Genomic DNA, 21,184 nt, shown 5'->3' on the forward strand with positions numbered 1-21,184 from the left:
TGGTCAGTGGGTCAGGCCGTCTCCGAACTGATCGGCATCATCCGCGACGCGCAGCCCAAGCGACTCCAAGAGGTCGAACGACTTCGGGAGGTCAACCGCTACATCAAGGGCCAGCACCAGCCGAGCTACCTGCCGAAGAACGCCAAGGCGGAGTATCGCGCGCTCGTCCAGCGCGCCGTGACGTGCTGGCTGCCCCTAATCGTTGATGTCCTCGCCCAGAACCTCTATGTAGAGGGCTACCGCGACCGCAAGAGCGGAGTGACAGCGGCTGCGTGGGACGAGTGGACCGGCAACGGCATGGACATGCGCCAGCACGCCGTGCACCGTGGGGCGCTCGGCTTGGGGGTTTCGTACGCGACCGTTCTCCCGGCAGTACCGGGCCGTCGCCGCACGAAAGCCAAGTCCGTCATCCGCCCCGTGTCGGCGCTGTCGATGATGGCGCTGTACGACGATGAGGTTGACGATGACTGGCCGGAGTACGCGCTCCAGTACAAGGTCAAGAGCTACGGGCCCGACAAGGGGACCACGGTCCGGGTCACCGACTCAGAGAACGTCTACACCTTGTTCGGCAAGGGCGTACACCTGGAAGGCGAGCTAGCCCAGGTCGCGGACCTCGACAGCTTCGAACTGGTCAGCACGCTCCGGCACGGCTTCGATGTCTGCCCGGTGGTGCGGTTCCGAAACCGCATCGAGACGGACCCGGACGGCTACCCGATCGGGGAAGTCGAGCCGCTGATGGGCACGCAAGACCGACTGAATGACACTTTGCTAGCGCTCAGCATGGCTCAGATTTATGGCGCTCACCGCCAGAGGTGGGCTACCGGCTTGGCCATCCCCGAGGACGCCGCCGGCAACCCGGTCGAGCCTTTCAACTCGGCCGTCAATCGGCTCTGGCACACCGACGACCCGGAAGTGAAATTCGGCGAGTTCGGGGAAACCAGCCTCACAGGCTACATCGCCAGCTTCGAATCCGGCGTCAAGTCCATGGCAGCCATCGCCCAGGTTCCGCCCCACTACCTCCTCGGCGGGCTGACAAACCTATCAGCAGAGGCGCTGGCGGCAGCGGAATCCGGCCTCGGGCGTCGGGTGTCGGAAAGAAAGAGCATGTTCGGGGTGTCGTGGGATCAGGTGCTTCAGCTCGCGGCCATCGCCGCCGGGATCAATGAGCCGCCCGACACGGACGTGATCGTGTGGCGGGACACCGAGGCCCGCAGCCTCGCGGCCACGGTCGACGCCTGGGGCAAGGCCGTCACCATGCTCCAGCTCCCGCCGGAAGCGGTCTGGGAACGCATCCCTGGCATCACCGCTGATGACATCGCGTTCTGGAAGCGCCTTCGGGCGGAGGCCGACGTACAGACCTTGCTGCGCAAGGAGCTAGAGGCCCAGATGCTCCAGGAGGTGCATGCCAATGGCGGAGACCCCGGAGGGGGACCAGCTCACGAGCCAGCACTACCGGCAGCAGCTTGACATCCGTGCCCGGGGGGCCTCAGAGGCGCTAGACCTCTGGGGCCTTCTGGGACCTCAAGACCTGCAAGCCACCTGGCCCACCGTGCAGACCCAGAGCCTTCGCCTACTCCAGGACTACCGAACCGAATCGGCCCGCGCCGCCGTCGACTACTACCAGGCGTTGCGCACCGCAGACGGCTACGGACCACTTCCGGCGCTGGCGCCAACTCCCCCGATGCCCGTGGACGACATCACCACGTCGTTGCGGCTGGCTGGTCCCATCGCGGTGCAGTCAGCGGTCAGCGTCGGCATTGACACCGCGACCGCGATGCAGTCCGCACTAGTCCACTGGACCGGCGAGATGCTGCGGTGGCTCCTGGTCGGCGGGCGCACGTTCCTGCTCAACCAGACGGTCAACGACCACAAGGCCAAGGGCTTTCAGCGGGTCGCCTCGGGACGCGCGTGCGCGTTCTGCGCGATGTTGGCATCGCGCGGGCCGGTGTACCGCTCGCGAATGTCCGCGAAGTACAAGAAGACCGGCGGCCTGTACCACCGCCAGTGCTCCTGTTCCATCGAGCCCGTGTGGTCCACCACCGCGAAGCTTCCCCCTTCCTCGCAGGTCTACCGCGACTTGTGGCACGACTCCACCGTGGGCTTCAGCGGCGACGCAGCCCTGAACGCCTTCCGCCGCGCGCTCGGCCACAACTAGCGCACCCCAACCAACTCGTGCCCCGGCTGGCCCGGGGGCTGTTCCTGGAGGACACCCATGCCCGACAACGACCCGACCGCCACCCCGAACGCCCCCGAGGACCAGGAGGTGACCGGCACGCCCCCGGAGGGCAGCCCGGCCCCGCTGGACCTGTCCGCCCTGGACACGGTGGACAAGCTCCCGACGTGGGCTCAGGACACGATCCGCCAGCTCCGCCGCGAGGCCGGGGACAAGCGCACCCAGGCGAGCACGCAGGCCACAGAGCTGGAGACCGCGCTTGCGCGCATCAGCGCCCTGGAAGCCAGCAACGCCGACGCGTCCCGGCAGCTCCGGGTGGCCGACCTCGCCAAGACGCACAGCGTGCCCGCCGAACTGCTCACCGCCTCCGGCATCACCGAGGACGCCGCGCTGACGGACTACGCCGCGCAGCTCGCCTCCGCGCTCGCCCCGAAGGAGGAGGCCCCACAGGCGACCGTGCGCCGCAAGCCGGTCGACGGCCTGACTGGGGGCGCTTCCGCCCCGCAGAGCCCGGCGACTCCGACCAACCCGGCGGACGTGGCGGCGCTGATCCTTGACCGCTAACTCACCCCTTTAGGACACACCTTTGCCGCAGAACACTTCTCACACCTTCATCAAGCCCGAGACCCTGGTCAGTGGCGTCGTGGGCATCCTGGACCGAGAGATCATCCTCCCGGGCCTGGTCCAGCGCTCCGCCGGGGCTGACTTCGCCGGGGCCGCAGGCGACGTCATCAACATCAAGCGGCCCGCGCGCCTGGTCGCCAATGAGACCGCGATGCGCGGTGACGACGTGGCCGGGCAGCTCGCCCCCCGCATCTTCGCTGACAACCTCGTCCAGCAGAAGATGCAGGTCAAGCTGGACAAGCACTTCTACTCGGCGGTGGACCTGACCGACGAACAGCTCACCCTGGACCTGTCGGACTTCGGCAACGAGGTCCTGGCCCCGCAGGCTCAGGCCATCGCGGAGAAGCTGGAGATCCTACTCAAGGGCGAGATCGAGGCCGTTGAGGGCAAAAACTTCATCGCCGCTGGCGCGAAGCTGTCCGCCACCACGGAGAAGCAGCTCCTGGCCCTGATCGTGAAGATCCGCAAGGCTCTCAACCAGGCCAACGTGCCGGCGCGGGACCGGGTCCTCCTGATCGGCACCGACGTGGAGGAGATCCTGCTCAACTCCGACCTGCTCAACAAGCAGAACGAGAGCGGCACTTCCGAGACGCTTCGCAACGGCCAGATCGGCCGCCTCAAGGGCTTCGACATCGTTGTGAGCAACGTGGTCAAGACCAACCTCCTGGTCGGTTTCCACAAGTCCGCGTTCTTCCTCGTCACGCAGGCCCCTGTTGTTCCGACCGGCGTGACCTACGGCGCGGGTACCGCGTACAAGGGCCTGGCCGCACGCTACGTCCGGGACTACAACTCCGAGACCGCGTCTGACCGTTCGCTCGTGTCGACCTTTGCTGGCGTGGCCACCACTGTGGACCAGACCGTGAAGACCACGGGCACGGGCGCTTCCCGGGTGCACTCGCTCAACCCTCCGGCGGTGGTTCGGGCGTGTGCGGTGACGTTCACCCCGGAGTCGTAACCATAGAAAGTGAACTGTCAAGTAGCGGGGTGGGGGCTTCGGCTTCCGCCCCGCCCGACTCTCGGGGGTGACTGTGGCGATCGTCCGCAACACGGCCCGATCCCCGGGTGGCCTTCCGGTCGCGGTGCGGGTGACGGCCGAGCTGGTCACCGGAGCGCCCGGCCTGGCCGGGTACACCGCCACAGGCACGGTGCTCGACAAGGCCCGGACACGGTCCGAAATTCAGGGAGCCTGGCAGCTCGACCTGGTCCCCAACGGCACGATCCTGCCGAGCCAGACGCACTACGTGATCACCGAGTACGCCGACCAGTACGCCTACCGACACACGGTGATCGTGCCGGACGGCGGCCCGCACGACTTGCGGGCCATCCTCGCCGTGCCACCGCCTTCCCCGTCGCCCCTCGTGCCTATCGGCGGAGGTGGCGCGGTCAGCAGCGTCGACAACCGCACGGGCGCGGTCACCCTGACCGACAGGTATTCGGCACTCGATCACCAGCACGACAGCCGCTACGCGGCGGCGTCGCACACGCACACCGGCTTTGCGTCCGCTGGGCACGACCATGATGGACGGTACGCCCTAGTCGTGCACGCCCATGACTACGCGGCCAGCGATCACCAGCACGACGGCCGATACTCCCTTGCCGGGCACGACCACGATGCGCGTTACGCGCTCACCGGCCACACCCATACGGGATTTGCCCCAGCGACCCACGATCACGACGGGCGCTACGCGCTGGCAGCCCACGAGCACGACAGCCGATATTCCCAGCTCGGCCACGTCCACACCGAGTACGCGCCCACCTCCCACAACCATGATTCGCTGTACTCGCCCGTGGGTCACAGTCACACCGGATTCGCACTCACCGGCCACACGCACACCGAGTACGCGCCTGTCACGCACAACCATGACGCGCTGTACTCGCCACTGGGACACAGTCACAGCGGCTTCGCCCTGACCGGGCACACGCACGACGCCGCCACCCTCACGGGCGTGCTCGACCTCGCGCGGCTCCCACTTCTCGGCCTGACTTCTCGTGCCGTGTCCGGCCGCTGGGCGATGGTGCCGCCTACCGGATCGACCACCACTCAGACGATCGCGGTCGGGGAGCTGATCCTCTGCCCCCTGGTGCTGCACACGGCCTTGACGGCTGATCAGGTTTCGATCGACGTGTCCACGGCGGCAGCCGGGGCGACCGTGCGGCTTCTCGTCTACGGCGCGGTGGCGAGTGGGCAACCTGGCGCGTTCACGACCGAGCCAGCCTCACCGTTCGACGCCAGCCAGTCTGGTGCACGAGTGGTGACCCTACCGGGGACGTACACCTTCCCCGCCGGAGTGACCTGGCTCGGCCTGCTCTCCGCAGGTTCCGGCGTCACGCTTCGGGCGGCAGCCTCCTGGCATCCGCTGGTCATGACCGACGCCGCCAATCCACCGTTTGGCACGGGCGTGGCGGGCGCATACCTGATGACTGGAGTCAGCACACCTCCAGCGAACTTCACGGGCGTCACTACGCGAATCGCACCAAGGATCAGTTTGCGGTCCATTTAGGAAATTCAAGTCACTTGAATTCGGAGGTGGCCAATGCTGCCGCTCGCAACACTGGAAGACCTCCAGGCCCGGCGGCCGATCTCCATAGACGAGACCGAGCGACCTCGGGCGGAAGCCCTCCTTGAGGACGTGTCAGCCGTCATTCGTGACGCGCTGGGCTTGCCGGGGCTGGCCATCGAGACCGCTCCCCCGCTGGTGCGGGTGATGACGTGTCGTATCGTCCTGCGCGTTCTGGACAACCCTGGCGGCTTCGTGTCGGAACAGATGGGCAGCTACAGCTACCGGCGTTCCAAGGACAGCACGGACGCGGGAATTCTCCTGTCGGACACCGAGCGGCGGGCGCTCATGCGCTCGGTCGGCAAGGTGCTGGCGGGAACGACCCGGACGCCCATCGGCATTGACGACCGCGACCGGGCAACCCATGCGGGAGGCGTGAATCATGATCTCACCACTCCTTCTTACTGACCCCGTCGTGTTCCTGGTGCCAGGCGAGCGGGTCGACCGCTACGGCAACACGGTCCAGACGTTCGACGTGGCGCGGGAGATTCCCCTGCGCGGTTGGCTCCAGCATCGCACCACCGCCGAGGCCACCGACGATGGCGACGCGTTCGTTGACCGCCTGGTCCTCGTCGTGCCCCGGCTCCCGGCAACCGCCGTTCCGGTGGGCCTACTCCGGGTCCGCCTCGCGGACGGGACCGTGTGGGAGGTTGACGGCTCCCCGAAAGCCATGAGAGCGGCGTACCGCATCTCCCATTTCGAGCTTGTCTTACGGGGGGTGACCGGTGGCTGATCACATCGTCGTTGACCCCGAGTTTGGGGCGAAGCTCATCCAGTCCCCGGAAGTCCTGGCCCTCATGACCGTGCTCGGCCATGAGGTCAAGCTGGTGTCCGAGGCGACAGCGCCCGTTGAGCGTGGTGACTTCCGTAGCTCGTTCCGCGTGATCATTCGCGTCAAGCGCGGGGGCGCTGTGGTGCGGGTGTTCAGCTTCGACCCCGGCGGAGGTGCCGCGAAGATCGAGCTGGGCACCAAGTACACGCCCGCCCACCGAACAATGACCAAGGCCCTGGCCTACGTCGCCCGGCGGCGCACATGAGCTATGTGATCTTCGGGGACGCCCAAGCCGCCGTCATCTCCTACGTCAAGGCGGAGATGCCCGGAACGCTCGCGGGCTCCCGCCTCCCGGTCGACTACTCCCCCGCCAAGCACGGCCCGTTCACACGCCTGACCCGCGAGGGCGGAACACCCCAGTTCCCCGTACAGGATCTGGCGCTGATCGGCATCGAGGTGTACGCCCCCACCTCAGAAGCGGGCATCGACCGCCTCAACACGGTTCTAGCCCTACTGGTCGCCGCCCGGCGACGGAACAAGGTTCCCGGCGTCATCTTCGGCTCCACCGCCGTCTACGGCGGGCCCATGTACCTGGAAGACCCCGACACCCACACCCCGCGATGGACCGCGTCCATCCAGATCTCAGTTAGGTGGACAGTTTGACCGCACCCATCGCAGACCCGCACAACATCCGCGTAGCCACGACTGGCCGGATGTACCTCGCCACCAGCTCCGCCGCCAAGTTCCCCATCACCCTTCTGGACGAGTTCACCGCGTGGGGTCCAGATTGGACGAAGCTGGGCGAGTTCGACACTGACGCCATTGAATACGGCTTCTCAGACGATATTGAGGAGCTTCGCAGTTGGCAGAACGGCGTCGTGAGGATCATCGTGAAGGGCCGGGAGCTGACCCTGAAGGCCAACGCCCTGGAGTCCTCGCGCCAGGTCGTGGAGGCGTTCCACGGGGGCTCCTTCGGCCCATGGAAGCCCGAGGGCACTACCGTGCCGGGCGTCTCCGCGCTGACCATCGGCACCACGACCGCACGCCCCGTGTACAAGATCGGGTTCGAGTGGTTCGACGGCGACCCCGCTGCACGCCACACCTGGCGACTCCAGCTAGAGACCGTCCAGGTCTCCCAGGTTGAGTCCCCGAAGTTCAATGGCGAGAACGCCGTGAAGTGGGGCATGACCCTCAAGGCGCTCGGCAAGGGCGGCGTACTGGCCCAGTGGATCACCAACGACCCGGCCGTCGTCGGCAGCTAACCGACCACAGTGGAAGCATTTCAAGTCACTTGAATTTTGAGGGGGACATCATTAGCAAGCCGAATCGCAAGCGTTACAAGCTGGAGCAGATCCGGGAGGCCAAGCAGGTCAACGGCTCCGCCACCATTCCCTTCGAGGTGGGGGGCCTTGACTTCGACCTTCCCGCGCCGGGCTTCTGGCCGGACGCCGCGCACCTCGCGGCCAAGGAAGGCAACTCCATCGGCCTGGCCAAGGCCCTGCTTGGTGAGCAGCATGAACTGTTCATTGAGGCCGGCGGGCAGTCGGATGACGTCGTCCTCCTGATGGCGCAGTGGTCCGAAGACGAGCAGGGCGTGAGCCTGGGGGAATCCTCGGCCTCGTAGCCCTCCTGGAGGAGCACGGCGAGGCACTTGAGGTTGATCTCCTCCGGTTGGGCATCGACCTTCCCGCGCAGATTGGCACGCCCGCGCTCACCTGGCGACGGCTGGGGATACTCCTGCACCACCCGTCCCCGGACTCCACGTTGGCGCGCAGCGTCACGGAGGACTGGACGCGTCAGGATCACCTGATGGCGGCGCTGCACGATCAGCTCAGCGTCCTCACGTTCCTGACGGGGCAGATGCTCACCGCCTGGGGCGCGAAGCGCAATCCCATCCAGCCACCCAAACCCCTGCCCCGCCCGGGTCTCAGTGAGCCCGAGAGTGGTCGGACCGGCAAGGGCATGCGTTCCCTCATGCGAGATCTGGGGGCGCGTTCATAACTCCATAGTGCAAGGAGGTGGTTGCCCATGCCGGCAATCCGGGCAGCCACCGCCTTTGTCGAGCTTCGGGTGGGTGACACCTCGGTACTCATCCGGGGTGTCTCCGACGCCGCGAAGGAAGCCGCGCGTCGCGCGTCGCAGACCATCGCGGGGCAGATCTCCGCCAGCCTGGACCGGGCCGCGAGCAAGTGGGCCGAGACCGGCCGATCTATGACGGCGTCCGTCACGCTGCCCATGCTCGCCGTCGCCTACGCGGCTACCCGCACGGGCGTCGAAATGGCGTCGATGTTCCAGAGCAGTGAGATCGCCTTCACGCGGTTCCTCGGCTCCACGTTGGCGGCTCAGCAGCACCTCAACGCGCTCAAGGTCATCGCGGTCCAGACCGGTGCGGACATCGAGGGGATGGCCAACGCGTCGGCCCGGATGATGGGCATCGGCATCTCCGCCAAGGAGTCGATCAAGTGGATCACCGCGATCAACGACACGGTCGCGGCGTTCGGCGGTAATGCCGAGGGCGCGAAGCTCGCCATGCGGGCCTTCACGCAGATCCTCCAGAAGGGCAAGGTCTCCGCCGAGGAGATGACCGGCCAGCTCGGTGAGCAGTTCCCGGCCTGGGAGATCCTGAGCCGCGCGGTCGGCAAGCCGGTCTCTGAGCTTCAGAGGTTGGCCGCTGAGGGCAAGCTCCTGTCCAAGGACGTCCTCCCGGCGATGTTCGCGCAGATGCAGAAGGACTACGGCGGCTCGATGGCCGCCCGTCTGGACACCATCTCGGGTGCGTGGCAGCGGCTCAAGCAGACCGTGTCCATCAAGCTCGGTGAGGCGTTCCAGCAGGAAGGGTCATCGTTAGCGGCGTCGATCAACACGCTGACAGCGAACGTCCCGGCGTTGATGGAGAGCCTGGGGCCGATCATCACGGCGGCCATCGCCCTGGCGGTGTCCGCGACGCCGTTCCTGCGCACTCTGGCGGACGAGTTCAACTCCCTGTCCCCCGCGCAAAAGGAAGTCGTCGCGGGGGCCCTTGCGTTGTACGCGGCCACCGGCCCGCTGCTCACGGTCGGCTCGCGGTTCCTGTCCATCGGTTCCGGGGCGTTCTCCGCAGCGCAGAGCGTTCAGCGGTTCGTCACAGGGTTCCGCTTCGGCAATGAAGCCCTAGCGAAGGGCGCTCCCCTGGCTACCCGCTGGGGTGTCGCCATCGGGAACATCGCCGTCAAGGTGTCGGCCGGGTTCATCAACGGCGTCAAGGCTTTCGGCCTGGGCATCATGGGCATCGGCCGGGCGCTGATTCCTGTCATCGTCCAGACCTGGGCGTGGACCGTCGCGCTCCTGGCCAACCCGGTCACGTGGATCGTTCTCGGGATCGTCGCCCTGGTCGCGATCTTCATCATTTTGTGGATCAAGGTCCGTGCCTTCCGCGAATTTTGGCAGGCAGTCTGGGCCGCGATCAAGGTTGCGGCGCTCGCTGTATGGGGGTGGCTGAAGGCTGCCTGGTCCGCCACGGTCTCAGCGCTGGTCACAGCGTTCGAGTGGGTGCGCGTCCGGGTCGTCGCCATCTTCCAGTTTTTCGCCCCACTTTTCCGCGCTGCGTTCAAGATCTGGGGCGCACTGTGGTCGGCCTACTTCGCGATCGTAGGCGCGGTTTGGCGCGGGGTTTGGTCCATTGTGGTCGGTGTGTGGCGGGTGCTCTGGGCGTTCCTTGAGCCCGCGATCCGGGGCCTCGGTCTCATTTGGAATTTCGTGTTCGGGCTGGTGTCCGCCGGCTGGCGAAATTTCGTGACCGGCTTCACGATCATCTGGAACTGGCTGTACGCGAACGTCCTTCAGCCGGTCGGCGCGTTCCTGTACGCGGTCTTCGTTCAGCCGTTCGTTGACGCGTTCGCGACCCTGTCCAAATACTGGGGCTACTTCACTCTCGGCCTGTCGACTTCCTGGGCGTTGATCAAGGCAATCTTCGTGGCTGGTTGGAACTTCTGGGTGGGCGTCTTCCAGGGGCTGTGGTCCACGGTCTCTGACGCCTGGACCAAGGCGAGCAAGGCCACGAGTGACTTCCTAGCCGATGTCTACGCGTTCTTTCTCGATATTGAGAACAATGTAGACAAGGCCATCGCCGTCTTCCACGCTGCCGTCGCCTGGATCGTCGGCATCTTCGACAACGCGGTCAGCGCCGTCCGCGCCTGGCTCGACAAGGCCGCAGCGTTCATCACCGGCTTCGCGTCGAACCTGCAACAGGGCGGAAAGGACATCATCGACGGACTGATCCGAGGCATCCGAGAGCAGGGCGTCAAGATCTACGACGCGATCATGGGGCCGCTCAAGGGGGCTTGGAACAGCGCGAAGCAATTCCTTGGCATCAACAGCCCGTCGCGGCTCTTCATGGAGCTGGGCCGCTACACCACCGAGGGCTTCACAATCGGCCTCAACCAAGGCGCGGCAGACATCACCGGCGCGTCCTCCCGCGTGTTCGGCGGCAACGTTCAGCGGGCGGCAGGGACCGGAGCGCCGAACGTGTTCGACGCTCTCGCGCAGCTCATCAACGTGAACGTCCAGATCGGAGACGAGCCGCTGCGCGGCATCGTGAAGACCGAGATATCCACCAGCGACCGCGCCAACGCGAGCGCTCTACGCCTCGGATACCGATGACGGGGGACGCCTTGGCGCGTCCCCCGTTTTCAAGTGACTTGAAAATGGAGGGAGGACTGTGGACCCATTGACTCCCTGGTACGTGGACATGCAGCGTCGAGCAATTTCGCTGAAGTTCACCGTTCCTCCGGGCGTCGGCACCGCCACAATCTCATGCGCGTATCGGGGCGTGTCCGGAAGGTCTCCAACGTTCGACCCGTTCACCCTGGAGAAGCGGCCGGATCAATCCGTGTCGGCCATCAAGACGGATCTTGCGCCGCCGCTTGATACGACCTTCGGGTACACAGTGTTCGACGGAGGCAGTCCGCTACCCAATCCGGTGACGGGCTTTGACTATTTCGATGGTCACAACTTCCTCATCCCGTCCGGCGGATTCGCATGGGTCCGAACGTCCGGTTCACCCAATATCACGGTTGCCCTCCTCATGGAGGGGCCGCCGACGCTGAAGTACGGCATCGAGGCAGCCACTTTCTACTCCGGAGCTGGCTATATGGAGGGGCGCGCAGTCGGCGCATCCCTACCCCGACGCCAGCCCACCGTTTCGGTGTCGTTCCTGACGCTGTCCACGAGTGAGGCTCAGCGCCTACGTTCGCTGTTGACGCTCAATCCGCTGTATTTCCAGTGGCCCGCCGGGGCGTTTATGCCCGTAGCCGATGAGTGGTACCAGATCGGTGACGTTGACGAAGTCCCAATCAGTTTCGGAGATGCAACTCGGCGCTGGACAGCGGAGCTGACCCCAGTCACATCACAGGCGACCAAATGGACGGACTCAGTTCTGCCTCACTACTACGAGTACGCCTATTTCTTCGCCACCTACCGCGACGCCGCGCAGCAGGCGTTCACATACGCGAAGGCCCAAGAGTACGCCCTGGGGCTCCTGGCCCCTCCTCTACCCAGACTGGAGCTTTGAATGGCGTTTGGCACCAAGCCGCTCAATCAACTGCTGGGAAATTCCGCATTCCTCAGCTTCAGCGCCGACATCTACCGGGGTCGGGCAATGATCTACATGAACGTTCCGGTACGTGGCGAGATCACGGGCACCATCGAGGCGAACTCCCGCCTAGGCGGGCGCATCACCATCCCGAACCCCGACACGGTCACCCCGCCGTCAGCTCTCGCCAAGACACTGGCCATCGGCACCGAATTCTACCTGTACGTGGACGTCAACAACGGAACCGACGACCACATCAGGTACCCGCTCGGGGTGTTCCACCCGATGTCTGTGGGCTACTCGCAGCCCACAGCGTCGTTCGACATCGAACTAGCGGACAGATGGGATTGGTTCCGGATCTTCGACCTGCCCTTCTTCAACAACTGGGCTGGCGGGTACTTTTACTTCCAGCAAGATCAGTTCACGTTCGCGGACATGCTCAGTCGCGCGATGCTGCGAGTCCTCCCGGGCGTGCTGTCGGGCACCCTGGACATCGACTCCAGCAACATCCAGGTCAACAACAGCACGCTTCGAGTCCGCCCAGGTACGGACATCACACGGCGTGCGTCGAGTGTGGTTGCGATTCTCGACCTGTCGCATTCGAACTTCGCGGACCTGGTGATGAGTACATCGGATCTCGCCGCGTTCTATGACCGTGAGGGCTACCCAACTCTTGACAAGTCGATTTACGCGCGCATCAAGGACGGCACTCACGATTGGGAACTGAACCCCGAGGATGCGCGGGTTGAGGGGTACAGCTTCAAGGCTGAGGGCTTCTACAACCAGGTTTCCGTGTCCTACCCGCATCCGACCTTGGGCAGTACCTACACGCAGGCTGCGGACGTCGATCCGAACTCCCCCACGTACCTGTTCGGGCCTGCCGGGTACCGCACCAAGCTCCTGGGCCATCTGCCCGTAGCCACCCAGGCGGAAGCCGAAGCGCTCATCGCGAACGTCCTCAAAATCGTGGTGAGCACGGACGCGCAGATGACCGTCACGATTCCGGCGTGCTGGGCGATCGACCCCGGCGACGTCATCCGCGTCATCAACCCCACCAACGGCCGCGCCGCCAACTTTCTCGTCGCACAGATCACGTACCCGCTCGGCCCCGGGGTCACAAACCTGACCCTGGTCAAGTGCAGCGACTTCGACCAGCAGCCCTGGGAGGTGTAAGTGTTCGACCTGATCAAGCTTCTCGCGTCCAGGTTCGACAATCCGGTCGCGGCGACCCAGCACAAGAAGAAGATCGCCATCATGCGGCGGGCACAGGCCACCTCGGCGGCTGACAACCCCTTCGTCATCATCGACGGCCCGGCGTTCCAGCCGCCCTGGAAGGTCGTCAAGGGAGTCACCCTCGCGGGCACCGTGGTCAACGCGAATGACGTCCTGGACTGCTGGAGCATCGGCATTCTCGCCGTGGCTGAAAAGCCTGACGGCAAGATGCTGGGCGAGGAATAGCCCAGCCAACCAAACAGCGCACGACGTGGAGCCTTCGAGGCTCCTTTTTTCATGCCCAAATACTGGAGGAGAGCACATGTCCGAGGCTCCAGGCCTCACAGCCCTCAAGAACTTCATGCAGTCCAAGGGCATCGCCTGCCTTGGCATCATCGGAGACCCCCGCACCCACAGCTACGGCTACCACCTCGCTCCGTCCCTGCTCCCGTCCACGGACTACTCCCTGCGAGGTGAGGCCAACCGGCCCGTGGGCGACCACTCGTGCGCCATCGACATCGGCATGTCCGGCTGGGACGGCCGTGGCTGGCTTCGCTGGTTCATCGAGCGCTGCCGCAACGACGTGTACAGCGGCATCTATGAGGTCATCGGCTCCTACGATGGCCGCTCGGTGCGGTACTGGTCGGACGGCACCAACTGGAACACCGATGGCGTTCCCTACACCGGCTCGGGTCACGACACCTGGGTTCACGTCGGGATCTACCGCAGCACCGCCCTCCAGGACCGTACGAACTGGATCGCGGACTTCCTCGGTGCCAGCGTCCCGACCCCGCAGCCCCCGAAGCCTCCGGCCCCGTCGTACCCGGCCTGGCCCGGTCGGGAGTTCAGCTACGCGCCCGGCCGTCCGCAGATGCACGGTGGCGACGTGCAGACCTGGCAGACCCGCATGGCACAGCGCGGCTGGTCCATCGGTGTTGACGGCTGGTACGGCCCGCAGTCGGCGGGCGTCGCTCGGGCCTTCCAGCAGGAGAAGCACCTCCAAGTGGATGGGGTGGTGGGTCCGCAGACGTGGGCGGCTGCGTGGACCGCTCCCGTCACGTAAACCGCCGGGAGTGGGTGAGGCATCGGGTCAGGGTCGTTGCGGTCTCTACGGGGATTTCAGCGGCCCTGCTCGCCGCCCTCCTACCCGCCCCCGTCCAACCGGCACCCGTCAGCACCACTCGACCCGCCGTGAGCACACCGAGCCCGACGCCTAGCCCGACTCCCCCGCCCTGCCAGGAGCCGAGCTACCTCGGATTCGGCTGCGATTGGGTCAGCCGCAAGGCCGCCATCGAAACTCTCATCGCTTCAGCCCCGGGCCATCCGGCCCTGATCCTCCACGATCGACTCACGGGCACCGAATATCAGGCGGGGCCGACCGACCGTGCGAGCTGGACGGGCTCAACCATCAAATTGGCACTGGCCCTGGTCGCCATCGAGACCGAGCGTGAACGGGGCCAGCAGCTCCCCTCCCGTACCTCCGAAGACATCGCCCTGATGCTCTCCGTCAGCGACGATGCTGCGGCTTCGCGGATGTGGAGCCGCTACGGCGGTACACGCCTCCTGACCATCTTCCGAGAACGCTTCGGCATGGCAGGGCTCGTCATGGCCGGCTCAAACGGCGACTGGGGAGCGCTCACCTGTGTTCCCGCCGATCTCACAGCCCTTGTGCTCTACCTACTGGACCACACCAGCCCCGAGACCCGAGCGAATCTCACCCACGCCATGCGCACAGTCGGGGACATCCAACGGTGGGGCGTATGGGGAGCTGGGCCGAACATGCGACCCGGCGTGAAAGACGGCTGGCTCCACACCGCCGGTACGTGGACCGTCGCCACGGTCGGCTTCGCTGGCCCTGATGAGCGCTACGTCATCTCGATCATGTACCCGATGCCCGCAGGGCAGGACTCCCTGACCTTGGGAGCACAAACGCTCACCGATCTCACAGCACTGATCTTCGGACGGGCAACGCCCGCACCCGCGATCATCCGACCAAGCTAAGGAGGAACACGTCTCTTGGCTACCGCAGACCTGCTCCCCGCACTCCTCGGCACAGGCGCGGTAACCACTCTCCTCGGTGCACTCCTCGGCCGCCGCCGATCAGCGGCGGAGATCTCCCGACTCCTCGCAGAACGAGACCAACTCCGCGCGGAAGCTACCAAGGCCATCACGGACGCCGCTGGGGCTCTGGTGGGCGAGTTGCACGCCGAGCTGGTGCGCCTGGCCGACGAGCTGTCCGAGACCCGCCAAGCCGCAGAACGCGCCGAGTCGGAATCCGCGAAGCTTCGCGCCGAACTCGCCGCCGCACGAGCCGAGATCACTGAACTCCGCGCACAGCTCACATCCCTCACCAATGGAAGGAACGCATGACCTACCTGACCTCTAAGGCTTTCTGGATCGCCACCGCTGAGCGAGGCGCTAAGACCTTCGCTCAGGCACTCGTGGCCGCGCTTACGGTCGGCCTGGCCGCTGGCGCTATCGGCGTGGACGTGCTCCGCGTCGACTGGATCACCGCCGCGTCCGTCTCAGCGGGCGCAACCCTTCTGTCCGTCCTCACGTCCATCGCGTCCGGTCCGTTCGGCCCGGCAGACTCCCCCAGCCTCACGAAGGCTGACCGCAGCTAGAACACGATCGCGCCCCTCCTGGCCTCACGGCTGGGAGGGGCGCTTTCGTTGTTGGGGCGCTAGGCGATGTCGCCCGCGCCGCCCATGATGGTGTTGAGCGTGAACGAGATTCGCTGTCGAAGCTCGCCAGCGGCTTCCGCGTCGCCCGCCTTCACCGCTTGCGCGTACTCGTCGACCGCGTTCATGACCAACTCAGTCGCCCAACCTGCCGACTCTTCAACTTCTTGCGGGTCACCCACTCGATTCTCTCCTGTGTGGATTCAAGTGACTTGAAACATCTAGTCGGGAATGCCGACAGCGTTCGGGTTCTTGCGCAGCGAGGCGAAAACGGCGTCACCTTCCACTTCAAACACGGCCGTCCACCCCCCTTCATAGTCCTCGTCCACCAACTCGATCCAGTAGGTGAGCTTGCACGAAGGGCACACCGCTCGGTCCCCGAACTCAGCAGTCAGCGGGATCTCAATCAGCCGTTCACAGCAAGGCATCTCCGCACTGACATGGTGCTTCGCGCGGGCGTCGCCCGTGAGCCGTAGAACCTTGCGCCCGTTCACCAGCACAGATTTCGACACCCGCTCTGATGCGCCGATCACAGCCAGCTCGGGGGCCTTAGGCTTCGGCACCACGGGACGCGGCGGGTCTGCCCACTGGGCCAGCCCATCGGCCAGTTGCCGACCTAGCCCCGGGTCCGCCACCACGACGCGGATGCGGTCGCCCTCCTCCTGGCCATCTGACCAGGCACGAATGACGTAGCCCTCGGTCCCGATGTGCCCTGCCAGGTTCTCATCAAGGACGGCGCGCAGCTCGTACGGCTCCGAGGGAGTGTCAGCGCCTTGCTTCCGGGTTGCGCCCGCCTCCCACTCCACCACTCGAAGCGCCAGAGCCTCCGAGCGGCGCTTCACCTCTTGGCGCTCTTCTTCCGTCTCGATCGGCCCACCGATCCACTCACGCATATAAAGGAGCGCGACAGCGTGGGCGAAGATTCCGAAGGTCGCTTGAAAGACCGCCTCAGCCAGCTTCTTACCGCCCACGGGCGAACGCCGCAGCGTCTTGCGGTACACCACCAGTGTTTCCCGTAACGCCTTGTGACCAAGGTGGTCCAGGTCGACCTTGAGCCGGTCGATGTCCTCGGGAGGCTCCCGGAACGTCATTGCGTCACCCCTCCTCAACTGCGATCAGGCACTTGATGGACTCCGCCTCTTCGGCGGTCAACAGGTAGCCGGGAAGCTCCCGGACTCCCAACACACACGCCTTGACCAGCCGATGACGGCCATCGGCGATGACCATGGTCGCCCGGTCCAGTTGCATGACAATGATCGGCTTCGTCAGGTCGACTTCCATAGCCCGCTCGCGGTCGACATTGCCCGGTGGGGGCTCAACCCAAGCCCCCGCCAAGGTCAGGATTCCTGCGTTCACAGCCGCCCGATACACACTGACCGGCTGTGGTTCACGCTCCGATTCCTCGATCACCCGCAGCGCGGCGGCGATGGGGTACAAGAACGGCCCCAGCATGAAGACCTCAGACATCATGCTTCCCCTACACGAGAGGGTTCAAGCCGCTTGAATTCACTCATGCGCCTTCTTCTCCCGGGCCCACTTCCTCCACGCCAAGGACGCGTCCGTCCGGGTCCGTGACCTGTCGCCAGGTAACGGGCTCGCCGCCCTGACTCTCGGTTTGGGCCTCCATAGCAGCCACTGTGTACTCCCACGGCTTAAACTCGGCACCACCATGCAGATAGATCTTCACGTAACTCTCGGGCGGCCTAGAGGGGTCACCCTCGGTCGGGAACACGACGATCCGCCCGAAGCACTCCTTGACGGCGTAGCGCTGGGTCTCGATCGGCGCAACATCGAACCTGCTTGCAATCTTCTCCATAGAGACAAGCCGATTGCGCTCCCCGCGCTCGCGCTCCGCCTCCTTCAACGCGGCCTCAATCGCATCGGACTTCGACTTGTTTTCAGACTTAGACGCCAGATAGTTCGTCCGGGTCATGTCGCCCCCGAAATAAGACTTTTCAACCTCCGTGAGAAGGCTTTCCAGTTGGGAGAGCTTCCTCTCCAACTCCGCGACGTTCACCCCCGCACGAGAATCGATCTCCCTGAAGATCCGGCGAAAAATGGTCGGGTTCGTCAGCGCCAGCTTCACACTTTGCCGAACGTAATCGTCAATTGACTCTGCGTATACATACATGTGCCCGGTGTCCTGACAGAAGTACTGCCGCCGTCGACCGCGCTTCTTCAAGGTTCCGGTTGTGTGCTGCGTACCCAGGCGACCCGCCTTGCTGAGGTGCGGATCTCCGTCGGGCTCCGGGCACCGACCACAGAAGTACACGCCGCCACCGAGGTACTTGATGTGGTTGCCGCCCCCCGAGCGCGTGGACAACAGGTTTAGCTTGAGATTCCGCCACTCCGGAACGGTGATGATCGGATTCCAGTTCCCCTGGACCAAGTCCTTCTCATCCAGCTCGAACGGCGGCACAGTCTTACTCTTGGTCTTCCACAGGATCGATGTCTGCTGGTACGGCCGGAGCCCAGCCAGCGCGGGATGCAGCACCGCCCGCCTCACGGCTTCCCGCTTCCACAGGCCACCTTTGGAGTTGAGCACCCCGTCAGCGTTCCACTTCCGGGCAACCCCGGTGTAGGTGCCCGCAGCAAGAAGGTACTCATGCGCCCACTTCAGGGCTTCCACCTCTCGGGGGATCTGGTCATAACTTCCCGTCGCGTCGTTCAGCCTGTATCCGAACACCCGACCCGCGAAGTGAGGAAGCCCCTGAGCGGCCCTCTCCTCGTTGTTCTCCTTCTGCCTGGCTGACTTCTTCTCCATCTCTCCACGGGCCTCAGCGGCCCGTCCACGGGCCGTAGACCGGTCCTCCGGCGAAGACGTATCGATCTGGCCACCCATGCCGTAGATGATCAAGAGCTGATTGCCGGCATCGGCCGCCGCGTCCAGGACGCGATCCATCTCGGTCGTGTGCCGCAAAAGACGGTCCTGGTCCCGACAGGCGATGTACCTGCAACGGCCCTCGCGGATCGCCACGACAAGGCTTTCGAACTTCTCGCGTTCCTTGTGAGGGTTCGATGCTGACTCGATGTCATCCAGCACTTGCCCCGCCGGGGGCAGCGGAAGACCAACGCGCTCAAGCGCCCCACGAGATACGGTGTCCTGACTTGCGATCGACAGCGACTTGACACGAAGAGCAGATAACCGCAGGTAGATCCACACTTCTTCGGGTGCTACGTCCTCAAAACTCCTCCGCCTCATGAACCCAAGTTTACGCTCCTAGTTCGGCGGCCAGGAGCCCGGCACCTCCGAGGAGATCGCCGAGTTCTGCGACGCCAACTACGGGGTCACCTTCCCCCTGACCGAGAAGATCGAGGTGAACGGCGCCGGCCGCCACCCGCTCTACCAGGCGCTGGTCGACACCGCCGACGCCGAGGGCCACGCCGGTGACATCCGGTGGAACTTCGAGAAGTTCCTGGTCAACGGCGACGGGGCGGTCGTCGGCCGGTTCTCGCCGCAGACCACGCCCGAGTCGCCGGAGCTGGTCGCCGCGATCGAGAAGCAGCTCTAGCTCCCGGGATCGGAGACAGCCTGCGGCCCCGGGGCCGTGGGCTGTCTCCACTGCGCCTGACCCCCGAGGTGGCTGCCGGCCCCAGGGTCGTCGAGCCGACGGGCCGGGGGAGGCCCCACCGTAACCGTTAAAGGGTTTTAGTAGGTGTTGCTCTTGACCGGGGCTTCGTCGGCCTTCTTGGCCTTCGTGCCGTCGGGGGCGATCGCGAACCAGACGCCGTTCCTGCCGTGCCCGGCGGTCTGACCGAGGGCCACGTCGGTCTTGAAGTAGTACAGCGGCCAGCCCTTCAGGGTTACCTGCCTGCCCTCGGGCCGGTCAAGGAGCCCGACGAGGCTCTTGTCGACGCCCTCGATGTCCACGGCGCCGTTCGGGCCGGCGAGGACGGGCGGCCAGTTCTCGGCGCACGCGTCGAAGCAGGTGCTCTTCGCCGGGTTGTTGGTGTCCTTGTCGAAGCGGTAGATCGTGCGGCCCTTGGCGTTGGTGACGAAGGTGGTGAAACCCTCCACAGTGGCCACCCTCAGGGTCTGCGGGGCACCTGCGGCCGAGGTCGAGGTGGCGGGGGCCGACGTGGCCGGGGTGGCGGTCTTCGGGGCGGTCGTCGTGCACGCGGTCATCGCGAGGGCGGATCCGGTCAGGACGGCGAGGGCGATCAGCTTCTTCATGGTGTTCCTCCGTTGCGTCGGTCTCTACCCCGTACTACACAGCCCACCCCGGAACGGTTCATACATATAAAAAAGGCGCCCGAGATATCCGGGCGCCTTCTCCGCGTGCGACTACAGGGGCAGGGACGCGAACGTCCTCCCGCTGGTGTTGACGATCTCGACCCGGGCGACCTGCCCGGCGTCGAGGGCCGCCGTGCCCTCCAGGGTGGTGCCCCCGGCCGCGCCCTTCTCGGACACGATCCACCCGCCGGCCACCTCCCGGGAACCGTCCTTGCCGACGATGACCAGGCGGCAGTTCTCGCCCAGCGGGATGCCGGTCACGGCGGCGGTGACCTTGACCCAGTGCGCGACCGGGACGACGCTCGCGGTGAGCCGGACGTTCGACGTCGGGTCCACCGTGGTGCCGCGCAGCGTGCCCGGGGGCTGGGCCGTGGCGGTCGCGGACGGCAGCGCCACGGGTGGTGGGACGTCGACGCTGGCTCGGCCGGCCAGTACCCCGCCGACGGCGACGCCCGCGAGGACCACGATCCCGGCGGCCAGGGCGTACAGGCGGCGGCTGCGGTCGCGGGCGCCCTGCTCGGCGCGCAGCCGGCCGAGGACGCGGTCGAGGACGGCGTGGTCGTCGGGCGGGCCGTACAGCAGCGCCTCCGGCGGCACCTCTCCGAGCACGTCCCTCACCTCCTCCAGCTCCGCGACCTCACGGCGGCACCCGGCACAGCCGGTCAGATGGTCGTCGAACGCGCGGCGCTCGTCGTCGTCGAGCGCGCCGAGGACGTACGCGCCCGCCAGGCTCCTGTCGTGCGTCATCCCCCGACTCCTCTCAGCGCGACCGGCGAGGTGTCCAGCCAGTCCCGCAGCGTGCGCAGCGCGTAGTGGGAGCGGGACTTCACGGTACCGGAGGGGATGCCCAGCACCTCGGCCGTCTCGGTGACGGTGCGGCCCTGGAAGTACAGCTCGACCAGCACGCTGCGGTGCTCGTCGGACAAGGTGTCCAGCGCCTCGAGGGCGACCATCGAGTCGACCACCCGCTGGGAGTGGTCCCGCTCGACCGGCACGGCTCCCGGCGACTCGGCGACCTCCGTCGGCCGGGCCGCCCGGGCACGGTAGCGGTCGGCGACCAGGTTGCGGGTCACCGTGAACAACCAGCCGCGCACCGAACCCTCCGCCTCCGACAGGGCACCGGCGTGCTTCCACGCCCGGATCAGGGTCTCCTGCACCACGTCCTCGGCGGCGGCGCGGTCACCGGTGAGCCGGGTCGCGTACGCCAGCAACGCCCTGCCGTGCTCCTCGTACAGCGAACGGACCAGTGCCTCGTCGCTGGATGGCTGCCGTCTTCGCGGCCACATCGCACCCGCCCCTTCCTACGCTCTCACCCTGGGTACGCGCGCCGGGCCGAAACGGTTCACCAGATCTCGGCCCGA

The 21,184-nt window shown here is 65.8% G+C and carries 27 protein-coding genes and 1 pseudogene; 21 read left to right on the plus strand and 7 right to left on the minus strand.

The features are described from left to right. Positions 1 to 6 precede the first annotated feature (6 nt). The 20 genes from IW245_RS18165 to IW245_RS18260 all read left to right on the plus strand — a co-directional run bounded on the left by IW245_RS18165 (position 7) and on the right by IW245_RS18260 (position 15,532). Entirely contained in the window at positions 7 to 1,467 is a 1,461-nt protein-coding gene (locus IW245_RS18165) for a phage portal protein (RefSeq protein WP_197004370.1), read from the plus strand. After that, positions 1,409 to 2,155: a VG15 protein gene (locus IW245_RS18170; RefSeq protein ID WP_197004371.1), complete on the plus strand. Its 747-nt coding sequence runs from the start codon at positions 1,409 to 1,411 to the stop codon at positions 2,153 to 2,155. Before IW245_RS18165 ends, IW245_RS18170 begins: the two co-directional genes overlap by 59 nt. A 57-nt stretch (positions 2,156 to 2,212) precedes the next feature. Next, positions 2,213 to 2,737, plus strand: a complete 525-nt coding sequence (locus IW245_RS18175; protein WP_197004372.1) for a hypothetical protein — start codon at positions 2,213 to 2,215, stop codon at positions 2,735 to 2,737. Between the two features lie 22 nt (positions 2,738 to 2,759). Next, complete coding sequence (locus tag IW245_RS18180) at positions 2,760 to 3,752, plus strand: major capsid protein (protein ID WP_197004373.1); 993 nt, start codon at positions 2,760 to 2,762, stop codon at positions 3,750 to 3,752. A 130-nt stretch (positions 3,753 to 3,882) separates the two neighbouring features. Then, positions 3,883 to 5,298 carry a hypothetical protein gene (locus tag IW245_RS18185; protein WP_197004374.1) on the plus strand — a complete coding sequence of 472 codons (1,416 nt, stop codon included), beginning with the start codon at positions 3,883 to 3,885 and terminating at the stop codon, positions 5,296 to 5,298. Positions 5,299 to 5,331: 33 nt separating this feature from the next. After that, entirely contained in the window at positions 5,332 to 5,763 is a 432-nt protein-coding gene (locus tag IW245_RS18190) for a Gp19/Gp15/Gp42 family protein (protein ID WP_197004375.1), read from the plus strand. Continuing rightward, complete coding sequence (locus IW245_RS18195) at positions 5,738 to 6,088, plus strand: hypothetical protein (RefSeq protein WP_197004376.1); 351 nt, start codon at positions 5,738 to 5,740, stop codon at positions 6,086 to 6,088. Before IW245_RS18190 ends, IW245_RS18195 begins: the two co-directional genes overlap by 26 nt. Further along, complete coding sequence (locus IW245_RS18200; RefSeq protein WP_197004377.1) at positions 6,081 to 6,392, plus strand: hypothetical protein; 312 nt, start codon at positions 6,081 to 6,083, stop codon at positions 6,390 to 6,392. Before IW245_RS18195 ends, IW245_RS18200 begins: the two co-directional genes overlap by 8 nt. Next, positions 6,389 to 6,790 carry a hypothetical protein gene (locus tag IW245_RS18205; protein WP_197004378.1) on the plus strand — a complete coding sequence of 134 codons (402 nt, stop codon included), beginning with the start codon at positions 6,389 to 6,391 and terminating at the stop codon, positions 6,788 to 6,790. The genes IW245_RS18200 and IW245_RS18205 overlap by 4 nt, the downstream gene beginning before the upstream one ends. After that, a complete protein-coding gene (locus tag IW245_RS18210; RefSeq protein WP_197004379.1) occupies positions 6,787 to 7,389 on the plus strand; it encodes a phage tail tube protein in 603 nt (200 codons plus the stop codon). Before IW245_RS18205 ends, IW245_RS18210 begins: the two co-directional genes overlap by 4 nt. Before the next feature lie 29 nt (positions 7,390 to 7,418). Continuing rightward, positions 7,419 to 7,751, plus strand: coding sequence for a hypothetical protein (locus IW245_RS18215; protein ID WP_197004380.1), 333 nt, complete (start codon positions 7,419 to 7,421; stop codon positions 7,749 to 7,751). A gap of 47 nt (positions 7,752 to 7,798) precedes the next feature. Further along, positions 7,799 to 8,128, plus strand: coding sequence for a hypothetical protein (locus IW245_RS18220; RefSeq protein WP_197004381.1), 330 nt, complete (start codon positions 7,799 to 7,801; stop codon positions 8,126 to 8,128). A 27-nt stretch (positions 8,129 to 8,155) separates the two neighbouring features. Further along, positions 8,156 to 10,765, plus strand: a complete 2,610-nt coding sequence (locus IW245_RS18225; RefSeq protein WP_197004382.1) for a tape measure protein — start codon at positions 8,156 to 8,158, stop codon at positions 10,763 to 10,765. Between the two features lie 82 nt (positions 10,766 to 10,847). Then, on the plus strand, positions 10,848 to 11,675 hold the full coding sequence (locus IW245_RS18230; RefSeq protein ID WP_197004383.1) for a hypothetical protein: 828 nt from the start codon (positions 10,848 to 10,850) through the stop codon (positions 11,673 to 11,675). Further along, on the plus strand, positions 11,676 to 12,869 hold the full coding sequence (locus tag IW245_RS18235) for a hypothetical protein (RefSeq protein WP_197004384.1): 1,194 nt from the start codon (positions 11,676 to 11,678) through the stop codon (positions 12,867 to 12,869). Next, positions 12,870 to 13,154 (plus strand): hypothetical protein, encoded by a 285-nt coding sequence (locus IW245_RS18240; protein ID WP_197004385.1) that lies wholly within the window; start codon positions 12,870 to 12,872, stop codon positions 13,152 to 13,154. Between the two features lie 76 nt (positions 13,155 to 13,230). Next, positions 13,231 to 13,971: a peptidoglycan-binding domain-containing protein gene (locus tag IW245_RS18245; protein ID WP_197004386.1), complete on the plus strand. Its 741-nt coding sequence runs from the start codon at positions 13,231 to 13,233 to the stop codon at positions 13,969 to 13,971. Between the two features lie 128 nt (positions 13,972 to 14,099). Then, positions 14,100 to 14,909, plus strand: coding sequence for a serine hydrolase (locus tag IW245_RS18250; RefSeq protein ID WP_233473088.1), 810 nt, complete (start codon positions 14,100 to 14,102; stop codon positions 14,907 to 14,909). Positions 14,910 to 14,924: 15 nt separating this feature from the next. Continuing rightward, positions 14,925 to 15,278, plus strand: coding sequence for a hypothetical protein (locus tag IW245_RS18255; protein ID WP_197004387.1), 354 nt, complete (start codon positions 14,925 to 14,927; stop codon positions 15,276 to 15,278). Beyond that, a complete protein-coding gene (locus IW245_RS18260; RefSeq protein WP_197004388.1) occupies positions 15,275 to 15,532 on the plus strand; it encodes a holin in 258 nt (85 codons plus the stop codon). The genes IW245_RS18255 and IW245_RS18260 overlap by 4 nt, the downstream gene beginning before the upstream one ends. 59 nt (positions 15,533 to 15,591) lie before the next feature. On the opposite strand, the gene IW245_RS41705 is transcribed toward IW245_RS18260, so the two are convergent. The 4 genes from IW245_RS41705 to IW245_RS18275 form a co-directional block, all read right to left on the minus strand. Beyond that, positions 15,592 to 15,717 carry a hypothetical protein gene (locus IW245_RS41705; RefSeq protein ID WP_267920096.1) on the minus strand — a complete coding sequence of 42 codons (126 nt, stop codon included), beginning with the start codon at positions 15,715 to 15,717 and terminating at the stop codon, positions 15,592 to 15,594. 93 nt (positions 15,718 to 15,810) lie between these two features. After that, positions 15,811 to 16,680, minus strand: a complete 870-nt coding sequence (locus IW245_RS18265; protein ID WP_197004389.1) for a hypothetical protein — start codon at positions 16,678 to 16,680, stop codon at positions 15,811 to 15,813. Between the two features lie 4 nt (positions 16,681 to 16,684). Beyond that, entirely contained in the window at positions 16,685 to 17,056 is a 372-nt protein-coding gene (locus IW245_RS18270; RefSeq protein ID WP_197004390.1) for a ParB N-terminal domain-containing protein, read from the minus strand. A 43-nt stretch (positions 17,057 to 17,099) separates the two neighbouring features. Further along, entirely contained in the window at positions 17,100 to 18,791 is a 1,692-nt protein-coding gene (locus IW245_RS18275) for a recombinase family protein (protein WP_197004391.1), read from the minus strand. A gap of 22 nt (positions 18,792 to 18,813) precedes the next feature. Here IW245_RS18275 and IW245_RS18280 point away from each other — a divergent pair. Beyond that, positions 18,814 to 19,101, plus strand: a pseudogene (locus IW245_RS18280) (glutathione peroxidase); the annotation flags it as partial. Between the two features lie 137 nt (positions 19,102 to 19,238). Here the strand turns inward: IW245_RS18280 and IW245_RS18285 are convergent. The 3 genes from IW245_RS18285 to IW245_RS18295 all read right to left on the minus strand — a co-directional run bounded on the left by IW245_RS18285 (position 19,239) and on the right by IW245_RS18295 (position 21,109). Next, the gene (locus IW245_RS18285) at positions 19,239 to 19,763 is read right to left on the minus strand and encodes a hypothetical protein (RefSeq protein ID WP_197004392.1); all 525 of its coding nucleotides are present in this window, start codon (positions 19,761 to 19,763) and stop codon (positions 19,239 to 19,241) included. 111 nt (positions 19,764 to 19,874) lie between these two features. Further along, positions 19,875 to 20,570, minus strand: coding sequence for a zf-HC2 domain-containing protein (locus tag IW245_RS18290; protein WP_197004393.1), 696 nt, complete (start codon positions 20,568 to 20,570; stop codon positions 19,875 to 19,877). Next, complete coding sequence (locus IW245_RS18295; protein ID WP_197004394.1) at positions 20,567 to 21,109, minus strand: sigma-70 family RNA polymerase sigma factor; 543 nt, start codon at positions 21,107 to 21,109, stop codon at positions 20,567 to 20,569. Before IW245_RS18295 ends, IW245_RS18290 begins: the two co-directional genes overlap by 4 nt. Positions 21,110 to 21,184 lie beyond the last annotated feature (75 nt).

This window comes from Longispora fulva, assembly GCF_015751905.1.
Classification (GTDB): Bacteria; Actinomycetota; Actinomycetes; order Mycobacteriales; family Micromonosporaceae; genus Longispora; species Longispora fulva.

Excerpts from the sequence above, each read along its gene's own strand:
- IW245_RS18170 (WP_197004371.1), top strand. The coding sequence starts at position 1,409 with ATGGCGGAGACCCCGGAGGGGGACCAGCTCACGAGCCAGCACTACCGG.
- IW245_RS18175 (WP_197004372.1), top strand. The coding sequence starts at position 2,213 with ATGCCCGACAACGACCCGACCGCCACCCCGAACGCCCCCGAGGACCAG.
- IW245_RS18190 (WP_197004375.1), top strand. The coding sequence starts at position 5,332 with ATGCTGCCGCTCGCAACACTGGAAGACCTCCAGGCCCGGCGGCCGATC.
- IW245_RS18195 (WP_197004376.1), top strand. The coding sequence starts at position 5,738 with ATGATCTCACCACTCCTTCTTACTGACCCCGTCGTGTTCCTGGTGCCA.
- IW245_RS18205 (WP_197004378.1), top strand. The coding sequence starts at position 6,389 with ATGAGCTATGTGATCTTCGGGGACGCCCAAGCCGCCGTCATCTCCTAC.
- IW245_RS18225 (WP_197004382.1), top strand. The coding sequence starts at position 8,156 with ATGCCGGCAATCCGGGCAGCCACCGCCTTTGTCGAGCTTCGGGTGGGT.
- IW245_RS18235 (WP_197004384.1), top strand. The coding sequence starts at position 11,676 with ATGGCGTTTGGCACCAAGCCGCTCAATCAACTGCTGGGAAATTCCGCA.
- IW245_RS18245 (WP_197004386.1), top strand. The coding sequence starts at position 13,231 with ATGTCCGAGGCTCCAGGCCTCACAGCCCTCAAGAACTTCATGCAGTCC.
- IW245_RS18260 (WP_197004388.1), top strand. The coding sequence starts at position 15,275 with ATGACCTACCTGACCTCTAAGGCTTTCTGGATCGCCACCGCTGAGCGA.
- IW245_RS41705 (WP_267920096.1), bottom strand. The coding sequence starts at position 15,717 with ATGAACGCGGTCGACGAGTACGCGCAAGCGGTGAAGGCGGGCGACGCG.
- IW245_RS18265 (WP_197004389.1), bottom strand. The coding sequence starts at position 16,680 with ATGACGTTCCGGGAGCCTCCCGAGGACATCGACCGGCTCAAGGTCGAC.
- IW245_RS18270 (WP_197004390.1), bottom strand. The coding sequence starts at position 17,056 with ATGTCTGAGGTCTTCATGCTGGGGCCGTTCTTGTACCCCATCGCCGCC.
- IW245_RS18275 (WP_197004391.1), bottom strand. The coding sequence starts at position 18,791 with ATGAGGCGGAGGAGTTTTGAGGACGTAGCACCCGAAGAAGTGTGGATC.
- IW245_RS18285 (WP_197004392.1), bottom strand. The coding sequence starts at position 19,763 with ATGAAGAAGCTGATCGCCCTCGCCGTCCTGACCGGATCCGCCCTCGCG.
- IW245_RS18290 (WP_197004393.1), bottom strand. The coding sequence starts at position 20,570 with ATGACGCACGACAGGAGCCTGGCGGGCGCGTACGTCCTCGGCGCGCTC.
- IW245_RS18295 (WP_197004394.1), bottom strand. The coding sequence starts at position 21,109 with ATGTGGCCGCGAAGACGGCAGCCATCCAGCGACGAGGCACTGGTCCGT.